The 15961-nt window shown below is 58.4% G+C and carries 16 protein-coding genes; 14 read left to right on the forward strand and 2 right to left on the reverse strand.

Annotated features, from left to right (window positions below; genetic code table 11):
- Positions 1-359: 359 nt before the first annotated feature.
- The 12 genes from ACMG4N_RS01835 (at position 360) to ACMG4N_RS01890 (ending at position 12277) form a co-directional block, all read left to right on the forward strand.
- Complete coding sequence (locus ACMG4N_RS01835; protein ID WP_414432708.1) at positions 360-2687, forward strand: putative monovalent cation/H+ antiporter subunit A; 2328 nt, start codon at positions 360-362, stop codon at positions 2685-2687.
- On the forward strand, positions 2680-3147 hold the full coding sequence (locus ACMG4N_RS01840; RefSeq protein ID WP_414432710.1) for a Na+/H+ antiporter subunit B: 468 nt from the start codon (positions 2680-2682) through the stop codon (positions 3145-3147). Before ACMG4N_RS01835 ends, ACMG4N_RS01840 begins: the two co-directional genes overlap by 8 nt.
- A complete protein-coding gene (locus tag ACMG4N_RS01845; RefSeq protein WP_062815256.1) occupies positions 3144-3491 on the forward strand; it encodes a Na+/H+ antiporter subunit C in 348 nt (115 codons plus the stop codon). The genes ACMG4N_RS01840 and ACMG4N_RS01845 overlap by 4 nt, the downstream gene beginning before the upstream one ends.
- Positions 3488-4981: a Na+/H+ antiporter subunit D gene (locus ACMG4N_RS01850; protein WP_414432712.1), complete on the forward strand. Its 1494-nt coding sequence runs from the start codon at positions 3488-3490 to the stop codon at positions 4979-4981. Before ACMG4N_RS01845 ends, ACMG4N_RS01850 begins: the two co-directional genes overlap by 4 nt.
- Complete coding sequence (locus ACMG4N_RS01855; RefSeq protein WP_414432714.1) at positions 4978-5451, forward strand: Na+/H+ antiporter subunit E; 474 nt, start codon at positions 4978-4980, stop codon at positions 5449-5451. The genes ACMG4N_RS01850 and ACMG4N_RS01855 overlap by 4 nt, the downstream gene beginning before the upstream one ends.
- Positions 5452-5595: 144 nt before the next feature.
- Positions 5596-5871 (forward strand): cation:proton antiporter, encoded by a 276-nt coding sequence (locus ACMG4N_RS01860; protein WP_035245977.1) that lies wholly within the window; start codon positions 5596-5598, stop codon positions 5869-5871.
- On the forward strand, positions 5861-6235 hold the full coding sequence (gene mnhG, locus ACMG4N_RS01865; protein WP_414432715.1) for a monovalent cation/H(+) antiporter subunit G: 375 nt from the start codon (positions 5861-5863) through the stop codon (positions 6233-6235). Before ACMG4N_RS01860 ends, mnhG begins: the two co-directional genes overlap by 11 nt.
- A gap of 334 nt (positions 6236-6569) precedes the next feature.
- Complete coding sequence (gene polA, locus ACMG4N_RS01870) at positions 6570-9338, forward strand: DNA polymerase I (protein ID WP_414432717.1); 2769 nt, start codon at positions 6570-6572, stop codon at positions 9336-9338.
- A gap of 10 nt (positions 9339-9348) precedes the next feature.
- Positions 9349-10374 (forward strand): hypothetical protein, encoded by a 1026-nt coding sequence (locus ACMG4N_RS01875; RefSeq protein ID WP_414432719.1) that lies wholly within the window; start codon positions 9349-9351, stop codon positions 10372-10374.
- A 306-nt stretch (positions 10375-10680) separates the two neighbouring features.
- The gene (locus ACMG4N_RS01880; RefSeq protein ID WP_414432721.1) at positions 10681-11001 is read left to right on the forward strand and encodes a hypothetical protein; all 321 of its coding nucleotides are present in this window, start codon (positions 10681-10683) and stop codon (positions 10999-11001) included.
- 3 nt (positions 11002-11004) lie between these two features.
- Positions 11005-11634 carry a hypothetical protein gene (locus ACMG4N_RS01885; RefSeq protein ID WP_414432723.1) on the forward strand — a complete coding sequence of 210 codons (630 nt, stop codon included), beginning with the start codon at positions 11005-11007 and terminating at the stop codon, positions 11632-11634.
- A gap of 151 nt (positions 11635-11785) precedes the next feature.
- On the forward strand, positions 11786-12277 hold the full coding sequence (locus ACMG4N_RS01890) for a hypothetical protein (protein ID WP_414432725.1): 492 nt from the start codon (positions 11786-11788) through the stop codon (positions 12275-12277).
- 42 nt (positions 12278-12319) lie between these two features.
- On the opposite strand, the gene ACMG4N_RS01895 is transcribed toward ACMG4N_RS01890, so the two are convergent.
- Positions 12320-12754 carry a tetratricopeptide repeat protein gene (locus ACMG4N_RS01895; protein ID WP_414432727.1) on the reverse strand — a complete coding sequence of 145 codons (435 nt, stop codon included), beginning with the start codon at positions 12752-12754 and terminating at the stop codon, positions 12320-12322.
- Between the two features lie 261 nt (positions 12755-13015).
- Here ACMG4N_RS01895 and ACMG4N_RS01900 point away from each other — a divergent pair, with 261 nt between their 5' ends.
- Together ACMG4N_RS01900 and ACMG4N_RS01905 are read left to right on the forward strand one after the other, a co-directional pair.
- Positions 13016-14569, forward strand: a complete 1554-nt coding sequence (locus ACMG4N_RS01900) for a leucine-rich repeat domain-containing protein (protein WP_414432729.1) — start codon at positions 13016-13018, stop codon at positions 14567-14569.
- Positions 14566-14997: a pilus assembly protein PilP gene (locus ACMG4N_RS01905; RefSeq protein WP_414432731.1), complete on the forward strand. Its 432-nt coding sequence runs from the start codon at positions 14566-14568 to the stop codon at positions 14995-14997. Before ACMG4N_RS01900 ends, ACMG4N_RS01905 begins: the two co-directional genes overlap by 4 nt.
- Positions 14998-15137: 140 nt before the next feature.
- On the opposite strand, the gene ACMG4N_RS01910 is transcribed toward ACMG4N_RS01905, so the two are convergent.
- The gene (locus ACMG4N_RS01910; RefSeq protein WP_414432733.1) at positions 15138-15740 is read right to left on the reverse strand and encodes a lysophospholipid acyltransferase family protein; all 603 of its coding nucleotides are present in this window, start codon (positions 15738-15740) and stop codon (positions 15138-15140) included.
- Positions 15741-15961 lie beyond the last annotated feature (221 nt).

A 15961-nucleotide genomic window follows, 5' to 3' on the forward strand; every position in this document is an offset into this window, starting at 1 on the left:
CAATCCTTGTGCTACCCACAGGCAGCAAAACTCGGCAAGTATGCCATGCCCCCCTTCCCTTGCAAGAATCCCTCCGACAGCAGCGGCTATTACAGTGCGCAAACCGGGCAACAGGAAACAGGCACACACCCCCGTTTGTTTTCTTCTTGTTACACACGCCAGGCGAAAACCAAAAAAATAGGCATTTTTTTGCCCCGATCAACGCTCTTAAATAAGTAGCAACAGACCGCTTTTTTCGCCTCAAAACGGAACTTTACCTTGCCTGAGATTTCACATAATGCGTAGCATAATTCCATGCTAATCATCGTTTTACGGTGACACCATATTCCGCGAAAGCGGGCTACTGATAACGGAGCGCCATGCTGACAGGCATCTTGTCTGGATTCTTGCTCGCACCCCTGGCCCCTGCCCTGCATCGGCTTTTCCCCCGTTACAGCGGCTGGCTTCTCGCCCTGCTCCCCGCCGGGCTGACGCTGTATTTTTTTCTGCAATGGCTACCCGTCACCCAGCAAGGCCCGCTGCTTACCCACATCGACTGGGTTCCTGCGCTGGCCATGCCGCTAAGCTTCATGCTCGACGGCCTGTCGCTATTGTTTGCCCTGATGATCTGCGCCATCGGCGCGCTGATCTTCATCTATGCCGGTCGCTACCTGGAAGACCACCGGGACCTGCCCCGGTTGTATGTGCTGCTGCTATGCTTCATGGCCTCCATGCTCGGCGTGGTGCTCAGCGACAACCTGATCGTGCTGTTCGTGTTCTGGGAACTCACCAGCATCACCTCCTATCTGCTGATCGGCTTCAACCACGAAGACGCCAACGCCCGGGCCAAGGCCCTGCAGGGGCTGATCGTCACCGTGGGCGGCGGCCTGGCGTTGATGACCGGCTTTATCCTGCTGGGCCAGATCGGCGGCAGCTATGAGTTGTCGGTACTGATCACCCGGGGCGACACCATCACCGCCCACCCGCTTTACGGGCTGACACTGGTGCTGATCGTGCTCGGCGCCTTTACCAAGAGCGCCCAGTTCCCGTTCCACTTCTGGCTGCCCAACGCCATGGCCGCGCCCACCCCAGTGAGCGCCTACCTGCACTCGGCCACTATGGTGAAAGCCGGCATCTACCTGCTGGCGAGACTGCACCCGGCCATGGGCGGCACCGAGTTATGGCTGCTTCTGCTGGGCGGCGCCGGCGCCATCACCATGGTGTTGGGGGTGTTCCTGGCCCTGCGCGCCACCGGTATCAAGCGCATGCTGGCCTATTCCACCGTGATGGCCCTGGGCACCCTCACCATGCTGATCGGCCTGGGCACCCGCACCGCCCTGCTCGCCGCCATGAGTTACCTGCTGGCACACTCGCTCTACAAGGGCGCCCTGTTCATGGTGGCCGGCATCATCGATCATCAGACCGGCCGCAAGGATTTTCTCGACACCGGCGGCTGGGCCCGCTACCTGCCGGTAACCAGTGCCTGCGCCGGCCTGGCCGCTCTGTCCCTGGCCGGGGTGATGCCCCTGTTCGGCTTTATCGCCAAGGAGCAATTACTGGAAGCCGGCCTCAACCACGGCCATGCCCTGGCGCCCCTGTTCAGCGCAGCCATCGTGGTCGCCGCCGCCCTGGGGGTGGCCGTGGCCGCCGTGATCGGTATTCGCCCCTGGTTCGGCAAGCCCGCCGCACTCACCCACACCCCCAGCGAAGCGCCGCCGGCCATGCTGTTGGGCCCGGCCCTGCTGGCCGGCCTGGGCCTGCTGCTGGGGCTGATTCCCGGGCTGATTGACCGCAGCCTGCTCAGTGCCGCCGCCAGCGCCAGTCTGGGTGAGACAGTGACGCAACCCCTGGCCCTGTGGCACGGCATCAACACCGCCCTGCTGATCAGCATCGGCGCGGTGCTGGTGGGGCTGGTGTTGTTCCGCTACTGGCAGGGCTTTCGCCATCACACCCGCTGGGCGGACAGCCTTGCCCGCTTCGGCCCGGAACAGGCCTATCACCGCCTCATGGATGGCCTGGTCGCCCTGTCCAATGGCCAGACCCGCCTGCTGCAAAGCGGCTACCTGCGCTATTACCTGATCAGCACCCTGCTGACCCTGGTGGCCCTGGTCGTCGCTGCCCTGTGGCTGAACCCGGATGCGCTCAAATTGCGCCCGGACTTCACCGACATCCAGCTCCATGAAGCGGTGATCGCCGCCGTGCTGGTCATCGCCACCCTGGCAGCAGTAACCCTGCAATCGCGGCTGGGCGCGGTGGCCAGCCTGGGCGCGGTGGGCTTTTCCATTGCCCTGCTCTATGTGCTGTTCAGCGCCCCGGACCTGAGCATCACCCAGGTACTGGTGGAAACCCTAACCGTGATCATGCTGGTGCTGGTGCTGTTCCGCCTGCCCGGCTTCCTGCGCCTCACCCGTACCCGCACCCGGCTGGCGGACGCCCTGGTGGGCATCACCGTGGGCGGCATGGTCACGGTGCTGTTGCTCAGCGTGCTGGGCAGTCGTTACCACGGCAGCATTGCCCACTACTTCATTTCCGAGAGCGTGCCCGCCGGCTACGGCCGCAACATCGTCAACGTGATTCTGGTGGACTTCCGCGCCCTGGATACCCTGGGCGAAATCTTCGTGCTGGCGCTGGCCGCCACCGGGGTCTACGCCATGCTGAAACTGCGCAGCAAGGGCGACACCACGGAACCGGAGGAAACCCATGACTAGAGAGCGACGCATTCCGCCGCCGGACCGCAACGCCCTGCGCACCCAGTCGCTGATCCTGCGCACCACCGGCTTTTTCCTGCTGCCGCTGCTGCTGCTGTTCTCCCTGTTCCTGCTGCTGCGCGGCCACAATGCCCCGGGCGGGGGCTTTATCGCCGGGCTGGTAGCGTCGGCGGCCATCGCCGTGCACCTGTTTGCCATGAGCGAAGCCGGCGCCCGCCGAGTCCTGCGGGTAGACCCCCGCGACCTGATCGCCTGGGGGCTGATCCTGGCGCTGGCCGCCGGGGTCATCGGCCTGTTCAGTGGCCAGCCGTTTCTCACTGCCCACTGGCTCACCGTCAGCCTGCCGGTGTTCGGTGAACTGAAGCTGGGTTCGCCCTTGCTGTTCGATCTGGGGGTGTTTCTGGTGGTGCTGGGCACCGCCAGCACCATCATCATCAACCTGGCGGAGCAGGACACATGACCAGCCTGATGGCCCTGGTGGTGGGCGTGCTCTACGCCGCCGCCATTTACATGATGCTGCGCCGCTCCATCGTCAAACTGGTGATCGGCTTGGTGCTGCTGTCCAACGCCGCCAACCTGCTGATCTTCACCGCCGCCGGCCTGCACCGGGATGCCCCGCCGCTGGTGCCGGATGACGCCCAGGTGCCCGCCGGCCTGGTGGCCGACCCGCTGGCCCAGGCGCTGATTCTCACCGCCATCGTCATTGGCTTCGGGGTACTGGCCTTTGCGGTGGTACTGATTCGCCGCGCCTACGAAGTCGTGGAAGCGGACGACATGAACCAGATGCGGGATACCGACACATGAATCTTCTGGTGATCCTGCCCATTCTGATCCCGCTGGCGGCGGGCGCCCTGTCCCTGCTGGGGCGCCACTCCCAGCGCGTGCAGGGCGCCCTGGCGGTCATCGGCGGCATCGCCCTGGTGATCAGTGCCGTGGCGCTGTTACTGGCCACCTGGGAGCAGGGCCATATCGTGTCCGAGCTGGGCAGCTGGCCCGCCCCCTTCGGCATCGTGCTGGTCAGTGACCTGCTGGCCGCCATCATGGTGTTGCTCAGCGCCGTCACCGGTGCCGCCACCGCGTTTTACTCCCTGGGCAGCATCAGCATCGCCCATCGCAAGGCCGGTTATTTCCCGCTCATGCACCTGCTGCTGGCCGGGGTCAACGGCGCCTTCCTCACCGGTGATATCTTCAACCTGTATGTATGGTTCGAGGTGATGCTGGTGGCGTCCTTCTCCCTGCTGATCCTGGGCGGCGAGCGCGCACAAATGGAAGGGGCCATCAAGTACGTGACCCTCAACCTGGTGTCCTCCGCCCTGTTCCTGTCCGCCATCGGGCTGCTCTATGGTTTGGTGGGCACGCTCAACATGGCCGACATTGCCGTGAAGCTGGGCGAAGTGGATACCGGCATGACCACCGTGATCGCCATGCTGTTCATGGTGGCCTTCGGCATCAAGGCCGCCGCGTTCCCCTTCTTCTTCTGGCTGCCCGCCTCCTACCACACCCCCCAGGTGGCGGTGTCCGCCTTGTTCGCCGGTTTGCTGACCAAGGTGGGCGTGTATGCCCTGTTCCGGGTGTTCACCCTGATCTTCGGCATGGATGACCCGCTGATCCATCAGGTGCTGCTGTGGGGCGCCGGGCTGACCATGGTCACTGGGGTACTGGGCGCCGCCGCCCAGTTCGAATTCCGCCGCATCCTGTCGTTCCATATCGTCAGCCAGATCGGCTACATGATGATGGGCCTGGCACTGGCTTCGGTGAGCGTGCTGGCCCTGGCCGGCGGCATCTTCTACATCATTCACCACATCATCGTGAAGGCGAACCTGTTCTTTGTCAGCGGCCTGGTCTACCGCCTGCGCGGCAGCTACGAACTCAAGCAGCTGGGTGGCCTGTACCGGGACAAGCCCTGGCTGGCCCTGCTGTTCCTGATTCCGGCCTTGTCCCTGGCGGGCATGCCGCCGCTGTCCGGGTTCTTCGGCAAGTTCATCGTCATTCGCGGTGGCGTGGAGGCCGGCGCCTGGGCCCTGGTCGCCGCCGCCCTGGTGGTGGGCTTGCTGACGCTCTACTCCATGACCAAGATCTGGGCTGAGGTATTCTGGAAAGCCGCCCCGGAAAACACGCCCCCCGCCGCCAGCGGCAGCAACACCCTGCTCTATGCCACGGTGACCGGCCTGGCGCTGATCACCGTGGCCATCGGCCTGGGCGCCCAGCCGGTGCTGGTACTGTCCCAGGCCGCCGCCGAACAGTTGCTGGACCCGAGCCTCTATATCACTGCGGTACTCGGGGAGGCGCCATGAGCCCGTTGAGCTGGAACCTGATCCTGGCCCTGATCTGGGCCGCCGTCACCGGCAACTTCAGCGGCGCCAACTTGCTGGTGGGCTTTGTACTGGGCTACCTGATTCTCGGCTTCGCCCTGCGCGACGTGCCGGACTTCGCCCGCTATCGCAAAAAAGTGCCCCGGCTGTTTCTGCTGCTGGGCCACTTCCTCCGTGACCTGGTGGCATCCAACTTACGGGTGGCCTACGACGTACTCACCCCCACCCACTACATGCGCCCGGCGGTGGTAGCCGTGCCCCTGCGGGCCAAAACCGACGGCGCCATCACCATCCTGGCCAACATGATTTCCCTGACCCCGGGCACCCTGAGCCTGGACGTGTCCAGCGACCGCAGCGTGCTCTATCTGCACGTCATGTACCTGGACGATGAGGAAGATCTGCGCCGGCAGATCCACGCACTGGAAGACCGGGTGCTGGCGTTACTGGAATAGGACGCGCGGCAGGTGGCGGGCAACACGACGAACCCGCCGTAGGAGCTATGCTTGCATGGCGAATTTCATTGCTAAGGCAGCGGGTTCGCCATGCAAGCATAGCTCCTACGAAAGAAACACAGGCGATTAAAAACGGAGAAAGGCATGCTGGAAGGCGCACTCTTTATCAGCTATCTGCTGCTCAGCCTGGCGCTGCTTTGCGCCCTGGTGCGGCTGGTGCGCGGCCCCACCCTGCCCGACCGGGTGGTGGCGCTGGAGCTGATGGCCTCGCTCACTGTAGCCTTTATCGGCGTCTATGCCCTGAGCAACGACCGCACCGCCTTCCTGGATGTGGCCATGGTGCTGGCGCTCACCGCCTTCCTCACCGCCGTGGGCTTTGCCCGTTACCTAGAAAAAGGAGGCCACCGAGGTGATCAATGACCTGCTGGTATCGGTGATGCTGGTCGCCGGTACCTTCTTCATGTTCCTGGCCGGCATCGGCGTGCTGCGCATGCCCGACCTGCTGATGCGCATGCACGCCACCACCAAGGCCGGCACCCTGGGCGCCGGGCTGGTGATGCTGGCCGTGGCCACCCACTTCCTGGATGCCGGCGTCACCGCCCGCACCCTGGCCATCATCCTGTTCATCCTGCTTACCGCCCCGGTGGCCGCCCACGCCATCGGCCGCGCCGCCTACTTCGTGGGCGTGCCCCTGTGGGACAAAATGCTCAAGGACGACCTGAAAGACCGCTACGACCCGGACACCCACATCCTGGGCAACCCGGACGACGACAAAGACACATGATGGTTTACCACAGAGGACACAGAGTTCACTGAGGGAAAAACCCAATCAACTTCCCAGCATTGTCAGCGCCCGGGATTTTGCTCGCGACAACGCCACCTGTAGGAGCGCCGCTTGAGGCGCGAACCGGAGCCTTAGCGAACGGCATCGCTCGCAGGACGACCCGGCGCCCAGACCCTTGCCCCCGACAACCCTACAGCCCAACCCTGTTCCAACTCAGTGCCCTCTGTGTCCTCTGTGGTAAAAAAGCGTTTCCTCCCCGAGCGCGCCTGCCCTGCCGAAAGCGCCCTTTTCCGCTACACTCTCTGCATCTTTTAGTCAGCAGAAGTCGAGCCTCATGTCCGCAGCCGAAAAACCCATCATCCTGGTCGATGGTTCCTCCTACCTGTACCGCGCCTTTCACGCCCTGCCGCCGCTCACCACCTCCAGCGGCCAGCCCACCGGGGCGGTACGCGGGGTCGCGTCCATGCTGCGCAAACTGCTCAAGGACTACGACCCGCAATACATGGCAGTGATCTTCGATGCCAAAGGCAAGACCTTCCGCGACGAGCTGTTCGAACAATACAAATCCAACCGCCCACCCATGCCCGACGACCTGCGCGAACAGGTACAACCCCTGCACGACCTGATCCGCGCCATGGGCCTGCCGCTGATCATTGAAGAAGGCGTGGAAGCGGACGACGTGATCGGCACCTTCGCGCGCATCTTCGGCGAACAGGGCAAGCACGTGCTGATCTCCACCGGCGACAAGGACATGGCCCAGCTGGTCACCGACCAGGTCACCCTGATCAACACCATGAACGACGCCCTCTACGACATTGAAGGCGTGAACAAGAAATTCGGCGTGGGCCCGGAGCTGATCATCGACTTCCTCGCCCTCATGGGCGACAAGGTGGACAACATCCCCGGCGTCCCCGGCGTGGGCGAGAAGACCGCCCTGGGCCTGATCCAGGGCCTGGGCTCCCTGGAAAACATCTACGCCAATCTGGACAAGGTGGCCGAACTCAGCTTCCGCGGCGCCAAGACCCTGGGCAAGAAACTGGAAGAACACAAGGAACAGGCCTTCCTCTCCTACCAGCTCGCCACCATCAAGCTGGACTGTGAACTCAGCGAAGACCTGGACGACCTGCAACTGCAAACCCCGGACGCGGAGAAACTGGCCGAGTATTACCGCACCCTGGAATTCAAGGGCTGGCTCAAGGAACTGCTGGGCGGCAAGGACCCGGTGGCCGACGACGCCGGCAAAAACGTGGAGATGGACGCGGATGACGATGCGCCTGCAGCCCCCACGTTCAGCCGAGACGCCTACGACATCGTCTACACCCAGGCACAGCTGGACAAGTGGATCGACAAACTGAAAAGCGCCGGCGAGTTTTCTTTCGACACCGAAACCACCAACCTCAACTACATGAACGCCGAACTGGTGGGCTTCTGCGTGGCCGTGGATGACAAGGCAGCCTACATCCCCTTCGGCCACAACTATCCCGGCGCCCCGGACCAGCTCGGCAAGCAGGTGGTCATGGACGCCTTCAGACCCCTGCTCGAAGACGAGCAGATAAAGAAAATCGGCCAGAACCTGAAGTACGACATGAGCGTGCTCGCCGAAGACGTGGGCATCACCCTGCGCGGCGTGGCCTACGACACCATGCTGGAATCCTACGTGCTCGATTCCGTGGCCACCCGCCACGACATGGATTCCCTGTCGCTCAAGTACCTGGGCCGCAAGACCATCAGCTTTGAAGAAATCGCCGGCAAGGGCGCCAAGCAGCTCACCTTCAACCAGGTGGGCCTGCACGAAGCCAGCCGCTACGCCGCCGAAGATGCGGACGTGACCCTGCGCCTGCACCAGACCCTGTGGCCCAAACTGGAAAAAGAAGGCCGCCTGACAGAGGTGTTCCGCGATATCGAACTGCCCCTGGTCACTGTACTCAGCCGCATCGAACGCAACGGCACCTACGTGGACGCCACCCTGCTCAAGCACCAGAGCCAGTTCCTGGCCAAACGCATGGCGGAGCTGCAGGAAAAGGCCTACGAGATCGCCGGCCAGGAATTCAACCTGAGCAGCCCCAAGCAGCTCGGTGAAATCCTCTACCAGAAGCTGGAAATCCCGGTGATCAAGAAGACCCCCAAGGGGGCGCCGTCCACCGCCGAGCCGGTACTGCAGGAACTGGCCCTGGAATACCCCCTGCCCCAGGTGATCATGGATTACCGTGGCGTCGCCAAACTGAAGAACACCTACACCGACAAGCTGCCCGAGCTGATCAACCAGCGTACCGGCCGCGTGCACACCTCCTACCACCAGGCGGTGGCCGCCACCGGGCGCCTGTCCTCCAGCGACCCGAACCTGCAGAACATCCCGGTACGTTCTGAGGAAGGCCGCAAGATTCGCCAGGCCTTCCTGGCCCCCAAAGGTAGAAAAATCGTCGCCTGTGACTACTCCCAGATCGAACTGCGCATCATGGCGCATCTGAGCGGCGACAAGGGCCTCACCGACGCCTTCGAAAAAGGCCTGGATATCCACCGCGCCACCGCCGCCGAAGTGTGGGGCAAAAGCCTGGAGGAGGTCAGCGACAACGACCGCCGCAACGCCAAGGCCATCAACTTCGGCCTGATCTACGGCATGAGCGCCTTCGGCCTGGCCAAACAGCTCGGCCTGCCGCGCAAGGAAGCCCAGGACTACATCGAGCTCTACTTCGAGCGCTACCCGGGCGTGAAAAAATACATGGAAGACACCCGCGCACTGGCGGCGGACAAGGGCTACGTGGAAACCCTCTACGGCCGCCGCCTCTACCTGCCGGAAATCCACAGCAGCAACGGCCAACGCCGCCAGGCCGCCGAACGCACCGCCATCAACGCCCCCATGCAGGGCACCGCCGCAGACATCATCAAAAAGGCCATGATCAAAGTGCATGACTGGCTGGAAACCACCGACTTCGACGCCAAGATGATCATGCAGGTGCACGATGAACTGGTGTTTGAAGTGGCTGAGGATCAGGTGGATGATCTGGTGACAGAAGTAAAGGCGCGCATGGAGTCAGCGGCGGAATTGAAGGTGCCGTTGATTGTGGATGCGGGGGTTGGGGAGAATTGGGACGAGGCGCATTGAGATAAAGGCAATGAAAAAAACAAAAGATCCGATATTTCTTCTTGAGAAAAGAACCGAAAGGCACCAAAAAAGAAAAAAAATTAGAGCAAAATCTGACACCGAAAAAAAACTACCTTTTCAGAATAGAAAGATAAAATATCTCTGCTCTATATCAAACCGTCATGCTAACGACAAGTATTCGGAAAAAGCAGACTTTACAGTTCCCAGAAACTTCAGCCTCATTGAGAATCCAGATGAAACATTATCTTTCATAAACCAAGTAGCGAAAACCATAACTCTTCCCCATCTGAAAACAATTTACTTCGACCATCGAGATGTAATAAACCATGATCTTGGAGCAGAGCTTCTTCTTGGTTTTGCCGCAAGCGAAGTAAAATTAGCCGCCGCAAACAGAAATAGGGAAATCAGAATTGTTGGCCACTACCCCTCATCAGAGAGAAAGAAACAACTTATTAAAGCACTTGGCGTCGTCAAACGGCTTGATCTGGATGGCCACCGAATTGATACAGGCGAAGAAAGCTTAGAGGTTTTTGATTTTGAAGGAGCCCCAGAAACTGTCTATCGATCTGGATCGGAGGATAGGAAAAACAGGTGTGTAAGAAAATTTGTAGAGCACATCAATGCTTGTGTCTCACATATGGGAAAGAAGCTTACCACTGCTGCAGTGGAATCCCTTACAACGTATATGGGTGAAGTGATAGGTAATGCCGAAGACCATTCAGGAGAATCAAGATGGTACGTTTATGGATATCTTGACGAAGGAAACCATAATGACGAAGACACATCCGAAGTTCATTTTTGTGAAATTGTAATTTTTAACTTCGGGAAAACCTTCTCTGACACCTTCACAGAGCTAGATGAAGAGTCTTTTTCTTTCAAGGTTGCACACCCCTATGTAAAAGCGCATGAGAAAAAAGGTTTTTTAATAGTCGATGGACAGTTGAAGACCTCTTTACACTGGTCGCCTTGCAAGGAAACATCAGCAGCAAACTCAAAGACCAAAACAGTGACAGAGGAAGAGGAACTGTTGATTTAATTGAATTCTTTCAAAACGTAGCCATTGAATGTGAAAAAAACGGAGAAAACCTTTCGAGAATGTCGATTATTAGTGGAAAGACCACAATATTTTTTGATGGAAAATATAGAATTGAAGAGAAAGACGGAATGGAAGTAATCGCATTCAACAATGACAACGACCTAAAACAACAACCCGACAGGAACTACATAAAAAGATTAAAACAATCCACATTCCCAGGGGCTTTAATTGCGATAAGATTCCCGCTAGAATCGAATAAGGAATCTCTCGAAGATAGCGTCGACAACCCCCCAGCAGAGCAAGACAATGGAAACTAAAAGCATAAACTTAGCTGACTTTGGCGGGCCGACATATATTGGACGAGACAACGGCGAGGCTGTTCGAAAAAAGCTCGGCCTAGATAAAATGGACAAGAATAATGAAGTGTCTTTCACTATAGAAATACCCGAAGATACGTTCAACATTAATAGTTCTTTTTTTCTTGGACTATTTGGAGATAGCATAAGAAGCTGCGGCAGCAAATCTGCGTTTTTGTCTAAATTTAATTTTGAAACTCACGGAAGAGAATATTCCATAATCAATAAAAGCATCGACAGAGCTTTGAGAGAGCGCAAAGGAATAATTTGATACATGGAAATACGAATAGCGCTAGCCATAATTATGGTCACTATATCTACTTTCACTATAGCGTCCACCGCCCCCCTTCCCACCAAGATATATATAGAACAACAAGAGTTCTCACTCAGGGATTTTTTCCTAGTTTCAACACTTATTCTAAATAGCTTCGCGCTTATTCTCTCTCTTCGCAACAGGAGAAAAGATCTTCGGAACTCTCATATCGATGATTTCTGGTTAAGAAAGATCATCGTTCCAGAAGCACTTAAAGAAATTGATGATTACTGCATTAAATGCAAAAAGTTATGGCGAAAAGTAAAGGCGGCAGGCTGCATCAAAGATTATAGCTCTACGGCAGATAAACTTAACGACCTCACGGATACATTAATTAGCAAGTTATCTCGCTACGCTGATATAGAAAGAAAATCTTCAATCGGGCCGATGATTAATACTGTTGTTGGAATAGCAGATGAATTCAGCGGCATCCTTATAGAAATACTTCACTCCATTGACAGGCATAGCTCTGAGTCTTCTCCCCATGAAGCCTTAACTCTACATATAGATGAAGCGATCATCGCTACTGACCGATTCCAAAAACATGTGATAGAAACAATTGCCCGCCATCACCGGAAAGCAGCGTCTTAACCAAAAAAAGGGGATGCGCATAACTTACCAGAGTGGAGCTCAGCAGGAACCAACCTCTTGCGGCCCCCAGCTAGCACTCCCAATTCATACGTATTCCCAGCCAACTCCAGCTGCTAAGGTTCGCTCACCACAACAAGCCCACAGAACAAGAATGCCACCAGCCCCGCGACTCACCATCCGTACCCGTGCATGGCTGGCCAGGAGAAAACATCGCCTGGCCTTTCGCCTGATCCTGCTATATGTCGCCCTGCGTTTGCGCTGGCTGGCATGGCGCGACCCGGCTTTTCGCAAGGAACTGCAACGACGCAACATCATGATGGTGTGGCGCACCCATGACGGGCGCATCGCTCGCTGGTTTCATTTCAGTCCCAATCGCGTTCGCAGCGGCTCCGGCCTGCGCGAGCGTTGCCATATTTCAGTGAGCTTCAAGGATGCCGACTATGGGGCAACCACCCTGATCCAGCTACTGGACGATCAGCGGCTGTTTTTTGTCGGCATGCGCCAGGGAAAGATCAGGCTTAACGGCAATATCAAGGGGCTACTCTGGTTCAGAACCGTTTCTGAATACCTGGTCCCGGGCGGCGTACAGATATGGCGACCGCGAGCCAAGACCCGGCGGGAAGACAGGCCGCGCAGTAATTAGGCGACCCCGAAAGGAAACCGAGTTCAGCTCTCGGTGCGCCCCTTATTTCTCTTCCTGCCCTTCCTGCAACTGTTCAAGCAACCCATCAATTTCCGCTTTAAGCTGTTTATCCTCAATCTTGTTCGCACTCACTTGCGCACTCTCAAGACTCTTGATCGCAGCCTCTTTCTGCCCCAGGTCTACCTGCAACTTGGCCATGGAAAGGCCGATTGATGAGAGATGATCTTTGGCGTTGATAGCAAGCGCCTTCCCCATAGCTTTTTCGTAGACCTCCAGCGCGGCCTCCAGGTCTTCGGTGAAGTCCGCCAGCGTTTCCCACTGCTCGGGGTGATCTTTATCTGTGTTTTCGTTATCGGTACAAATGGCCTTCAGTTGCGCATAAAAGGAATCAAACTCCGCTTGATCGTCTTTTCTGGCGGCTTCCATCAGCTTTTCAGCCAAGCTATAAACAGCTTTGTATATTTTGGTGTTAATCATTCTCTCTCTACCAAACAACGAGGAAGTGGACACATATGGGAGCCGGAACTGGCGCGCCCTAAGCCCCTCGCACTATCCTGCTCAAACTTGTGCAGTGCAACCCGAATTCGCCACCGCCCCCTCACCCATTGTAATTCCCGCGCCCGTCACCTAGCTTGAATAACACCACAAACCGACACCCAGCCGCTCAGCCCTAAGAGCAGGCAACGGCATTTTGTTCAGGTGTGATCGGCAGAAACAGGCTTGCACGGTGTATCCATTATGCGCACAACCACCTTCTTGATTACCTCCCTCTACCTTCTTGCCCTGTCGATCCCCACGACGACGCTTTCCGCTTCATTCACACAGGCAGAACGGGATGAAGCCTATCGCATCGCCAAGCAGCGGATTAAGCAGGAAAGAGGCTCGGGGAAGCTGGGGTTCAGTGACCTGCCAGCCCTGGACCGCCTGCCGCCGGAGATTGCGGATATGGAGCTTGTCGCGCTGTATCTGGGCAAGACCAACGAGCATCTGGGGGACCTGGGTACACAGGTAGAAGATATCTCGCTGCTGCGCGGCATGCGCACGCTCCAGGTGCTCAACCTCACGGACACACCGGTCTCCAGCCTGGCAGCGCTTGAAGACATGGAGGTATTACAGAAGCTGGATGCCAGCGGAACGCGCATTTCCAGCCTGGCCCCGCTGCGCGGCAAACAGCACCTGGAAACCGTGGACGTGGCGAAGACCAACATATCCAGCATTCGCCCGCTGGAAGAGTCACGGCAGATCCGCATGCTGGACATCAGCCATACCCGGGTACGCGACCTGTCGCCGCTCAGGAACATGGCAGCGCTTGAACTGCTATTTCTGCGCAACACTCCGGTCAGGGATCTGTCTCCTCTCGCCGGGCTCGACATCAGAGACCTGTCAATCAGCGGCACCAGGGTCACGGACCTGACCCCATTGCTCAGCCTTGAGAACCTGAAAACCTTGCGGGCCGGCGCCTTGCCATCACTGGATGTGGATTCACTGGAAAGAATGCAACAGATTGCGTTTCTCTGGATCAACGATAACGACGATGTCGAGGATCTGGGCTTTCTCAAGGGGCATTCACTGAGGTCGCTTGATGTCAGCGGCACCGGCGTTGACGACCTGAGCCAGCTGTCGCATATGGAAATCCTCTACGGCCTTATTCTGGACGACACGCCAGTGGTGGACCTGTCACCCCTTGGCCAGAACAGAAAGCTCGCTAGCGTGTCCATTAATGATACGGCGGTGAAAGATATCTCTCCACTGGCCACACTACCCCGGCTGTCCCGACTCGAGATGAACAACACCAGGGTCACCGATCTGTCACCGCTGCAGAATGTGATCGGATTAACTGTTAAGGGTGCGGAAGTGCCTGCCGTCAGCGAACACCCCAAAAAGAAGTTAATCTGCGCCGCTCATCGGGCTCGGGCAGGCCGAGCCACCCAGGTACGCAAGTATCTGGCAGGCGAAATGGGTGGCCTGACCTCGTACTACCGGGTACTCAGCCGCGTCAAGTGTGGCGACATGCGCAACTCCCCTTTGTACGTTCTGGCCAGCGAGCACACGCTCTCGCAGGACCTGAAGACAATGATCGAAGAGATTGCCGAACTTGATGAGGGTCTGAGGCTGGCCCTGCTCAACGAGAAAAACCACTGGCGGATGCCACTTGGCCGCAAGGTACCGGAAACCCTGCTGGATCGCGTGGAGGCCTGGCAGCAACACGACACCGAACCGCACGTCTCGCGTGCAATCGATGCGTTCCACGAAGAGTTAATCAGCCTCGGCGCCAGGAGATTCGAGGGATGAACATGAAGGCTTTCATTCATTTCATCACCTCCTTCCCGGCAACGACACTTGGCCTCTGCCTGCTCAGCGCCACGCCCGCCGCGACGGCCGCCTGCATGCGGCTCGACCCCTTTCCTGCTGCTGATGCCAGCACCGCCCCGGACACGGATGGTCCCGGCGCTTTCGGAGCACTGCATGACACGTTGACGCTGGAATGCCTTCGCTATGTGGACCTGATCCAGAAGAAAGAGGGCAGCCCGGTAGCACAGGTGCAGGACAATCACGACCGGCTGTTTTCCATTAGCGTCGGCGACTTCGTGGGAGAAAATGCGGGCCGGGTAATCGCCATCGAGCCCGAGCGCATTGTGGTGCGCCAGCTGGTCCCTGGCCCGGAGATCGGCGACTGGAAAGCGGTTGAACGCTACTTGTTTCGCATGCCCTCAGAGTAAACCTGGCCTGACGTCAGGCTTTAAAAGCCAATAACCCGGGGGCACACCTAAACCCACTGTAGGAGCGTGCCTGAAAGCGATGCTTATATGGCGAAGTCTTATCGCCAGCAGGCTGGCTCCTACCGGGACGCCCCCTGCCCCTACTGCCCGTAACGCTCCCGCACCGGCCCGGACAGCTTGCCCGGATGCTTCGGGGTGGCGCTGGCGAAGTGGCTATAGATCTGCTGCAGGTCGGCTTCCATATCGTCGCTGGGATAAATCACCACCGGGAAGGAGAAGGTTTTCGCCTTGTAGTCCGCCAAGGCCAGGATGATCGGCACGTCGGCCTGTTTGGCGATGTGGTAGAAGCCCAGCTTCCATTGCTCCGCATTGCTGCGGGTGCCTTCCGGGGTGACGGCGATCAGCAGTTTGTCCCGCTGGCGGAATTGCGCCACGGTCTGCTCCACCATGCCGCCGGCCTTGCCCCGTTCGATGGGCATGGCGCCCAGCTTGCGCAGCAGCCAGCCCAGCGGGCCCTTGAACAAGCTGTGCTTGATCATCACGTTCACGTCTTGCTGCAACGCCGAGCGGCTGACCAGGGCCAGCACCCCATCCCAGTTGGAGGTATGCGGGCCGCCGGCGATCACTGCCCGCTGGATATCCGGAAAAGGCCCCGCCTGCCAGCCGGTGAGGCGCAGCATGGCCCGGGCAATCAGTTGGCCCAGTGGTGCCCGGCGTTTACCGCCTTCCGTTTGCTCACTCATTACTGTGCTCCGCTATGACAAAGCGGGAGTATATCGGATTGCCGCCCTGCTCCGGTGGCCGTGATCCAGGCCGAGCCGACTGTCGGTAGCAATATTTAGCTGGACAGAGGCTGGCAACCTCTGTAACGTTACCCATAGCTAAAAAATCACGCTTGAATCAAGTACTACATTTCGCTGTTTTATTCGTATAACTCGTCCTGCAGTCCACAAGTCCAAGTTCC

It is taken from the genome of Alcanivorax sp. IL2 (genome assembly GCF_047495475.1).
GTDB lineage: Bacteria > Pseudomonadota > Gammaproteobacteria > Pseudomonadales > Alcanivoracaceae > Alcanivorax.

Coding starts and splice junctions, on each gene's coding strand:
- ACMG4N_RS01845 (WP_062815256.1), top strand. CDS start 3,144: ATGACCAGCCTGATGGCCCTGGTGGTGGGCGTGCTCTACGCCGCCGCC.
- ACMG4N_RS01880 (WP_414432721.1), top strand. CDS start 10,681: ATGGAAACTAAAAGCATAAACTTAGCTGACTTTGGCGGGCCGACATAT.
- polA (WP_414432717.1), top strand. CDS start 6,570: ATGTCCGCAGCCGAAAAACCCATCATCCTGGTCGATGGTTCCTCCTAC.
- ACMG4N_RS01850 (WP_414432712.1), top strand. CDS start 3,488: ATGAATCTTCTGGTGATCCTGCCCATTCTGATCCCGCTGGCGGCGGGC.
- ACMG4N_RS01840 (WP_414432710.1), top strand. CDS start 2,680: ATGACTAGAGAGCGACGCATTCCGCCGCCGGACCGCAACGCCCTGCGC.
- ACMG4N_RS01910 (WP_414432733.1), bottom strand. CDS start 15,740: ATGAGTGAGCAAACGGAAGGCGGTAAACGCCGGGCACCACTGGGCCAA.
- ACMG4N_RS01885 (WP_414432723.1), top strand. CDS start 11,005: ATGGAAATACGAATAGCGCTAGCCATAATTATGGTCACTATATCTACT.
- ACMG4N_RS01905 (WP_414432731.1), top strand. CDS start 14,566: ATGAACATGAAGGCTTTCATTCATTTCATCACCTCCTTCCCGGCAACG.
- ACMG4N_RS01890 (WP_414432725.1), top strand. CDS start 11,786: ATGCCACCAGCCCCGCGACTCACCATCCGTACCCGTGCATGGCTGGCC.
- ACMG4N_RS01895 (WP_414432727.1), bottom strand. CDS start 12,754: ATGATTAACACCAAAATATACAAAGCTGTTTATAGCTTGGCTGAAAAG.
- ACMG4N_RS01835 (WP_414432708.1), top strand. CDS start 360: ATGCTGACAGGCATCTTGTCTGGATTCTTGCTCGCACCCCTGGCCCCT.
- ACMG4N_RS01860 (WP_035245977.1), top strand. CDS start 5,596: ATGCTGGAAGGCGCACTCTTTATCAGCTATCTGCTGCTCAGCCTGGCG.
- ACMG4N_RS01855 (WP_414432714.1), top strand. CDS start 4,978: ATGAGCCCGTTGAGCTGGAACCTGATCCTGGCCCTGATCTGGGCCGCC.
- ACMG4N_RS01900 (WP_414432729.1), top strand. CDS start 13,016: ATGCGCACAACCACCTTCTTGATTACCTCCCTCTACCTTCTTGCCCTG.
- ACMG4N_RS01875 (WP_414432719.1), top strand. CDS start 9,349: ATGAAAAAAACAAAAGATCCGATATTTCTTCTTGAGAAAAGAACCGAA.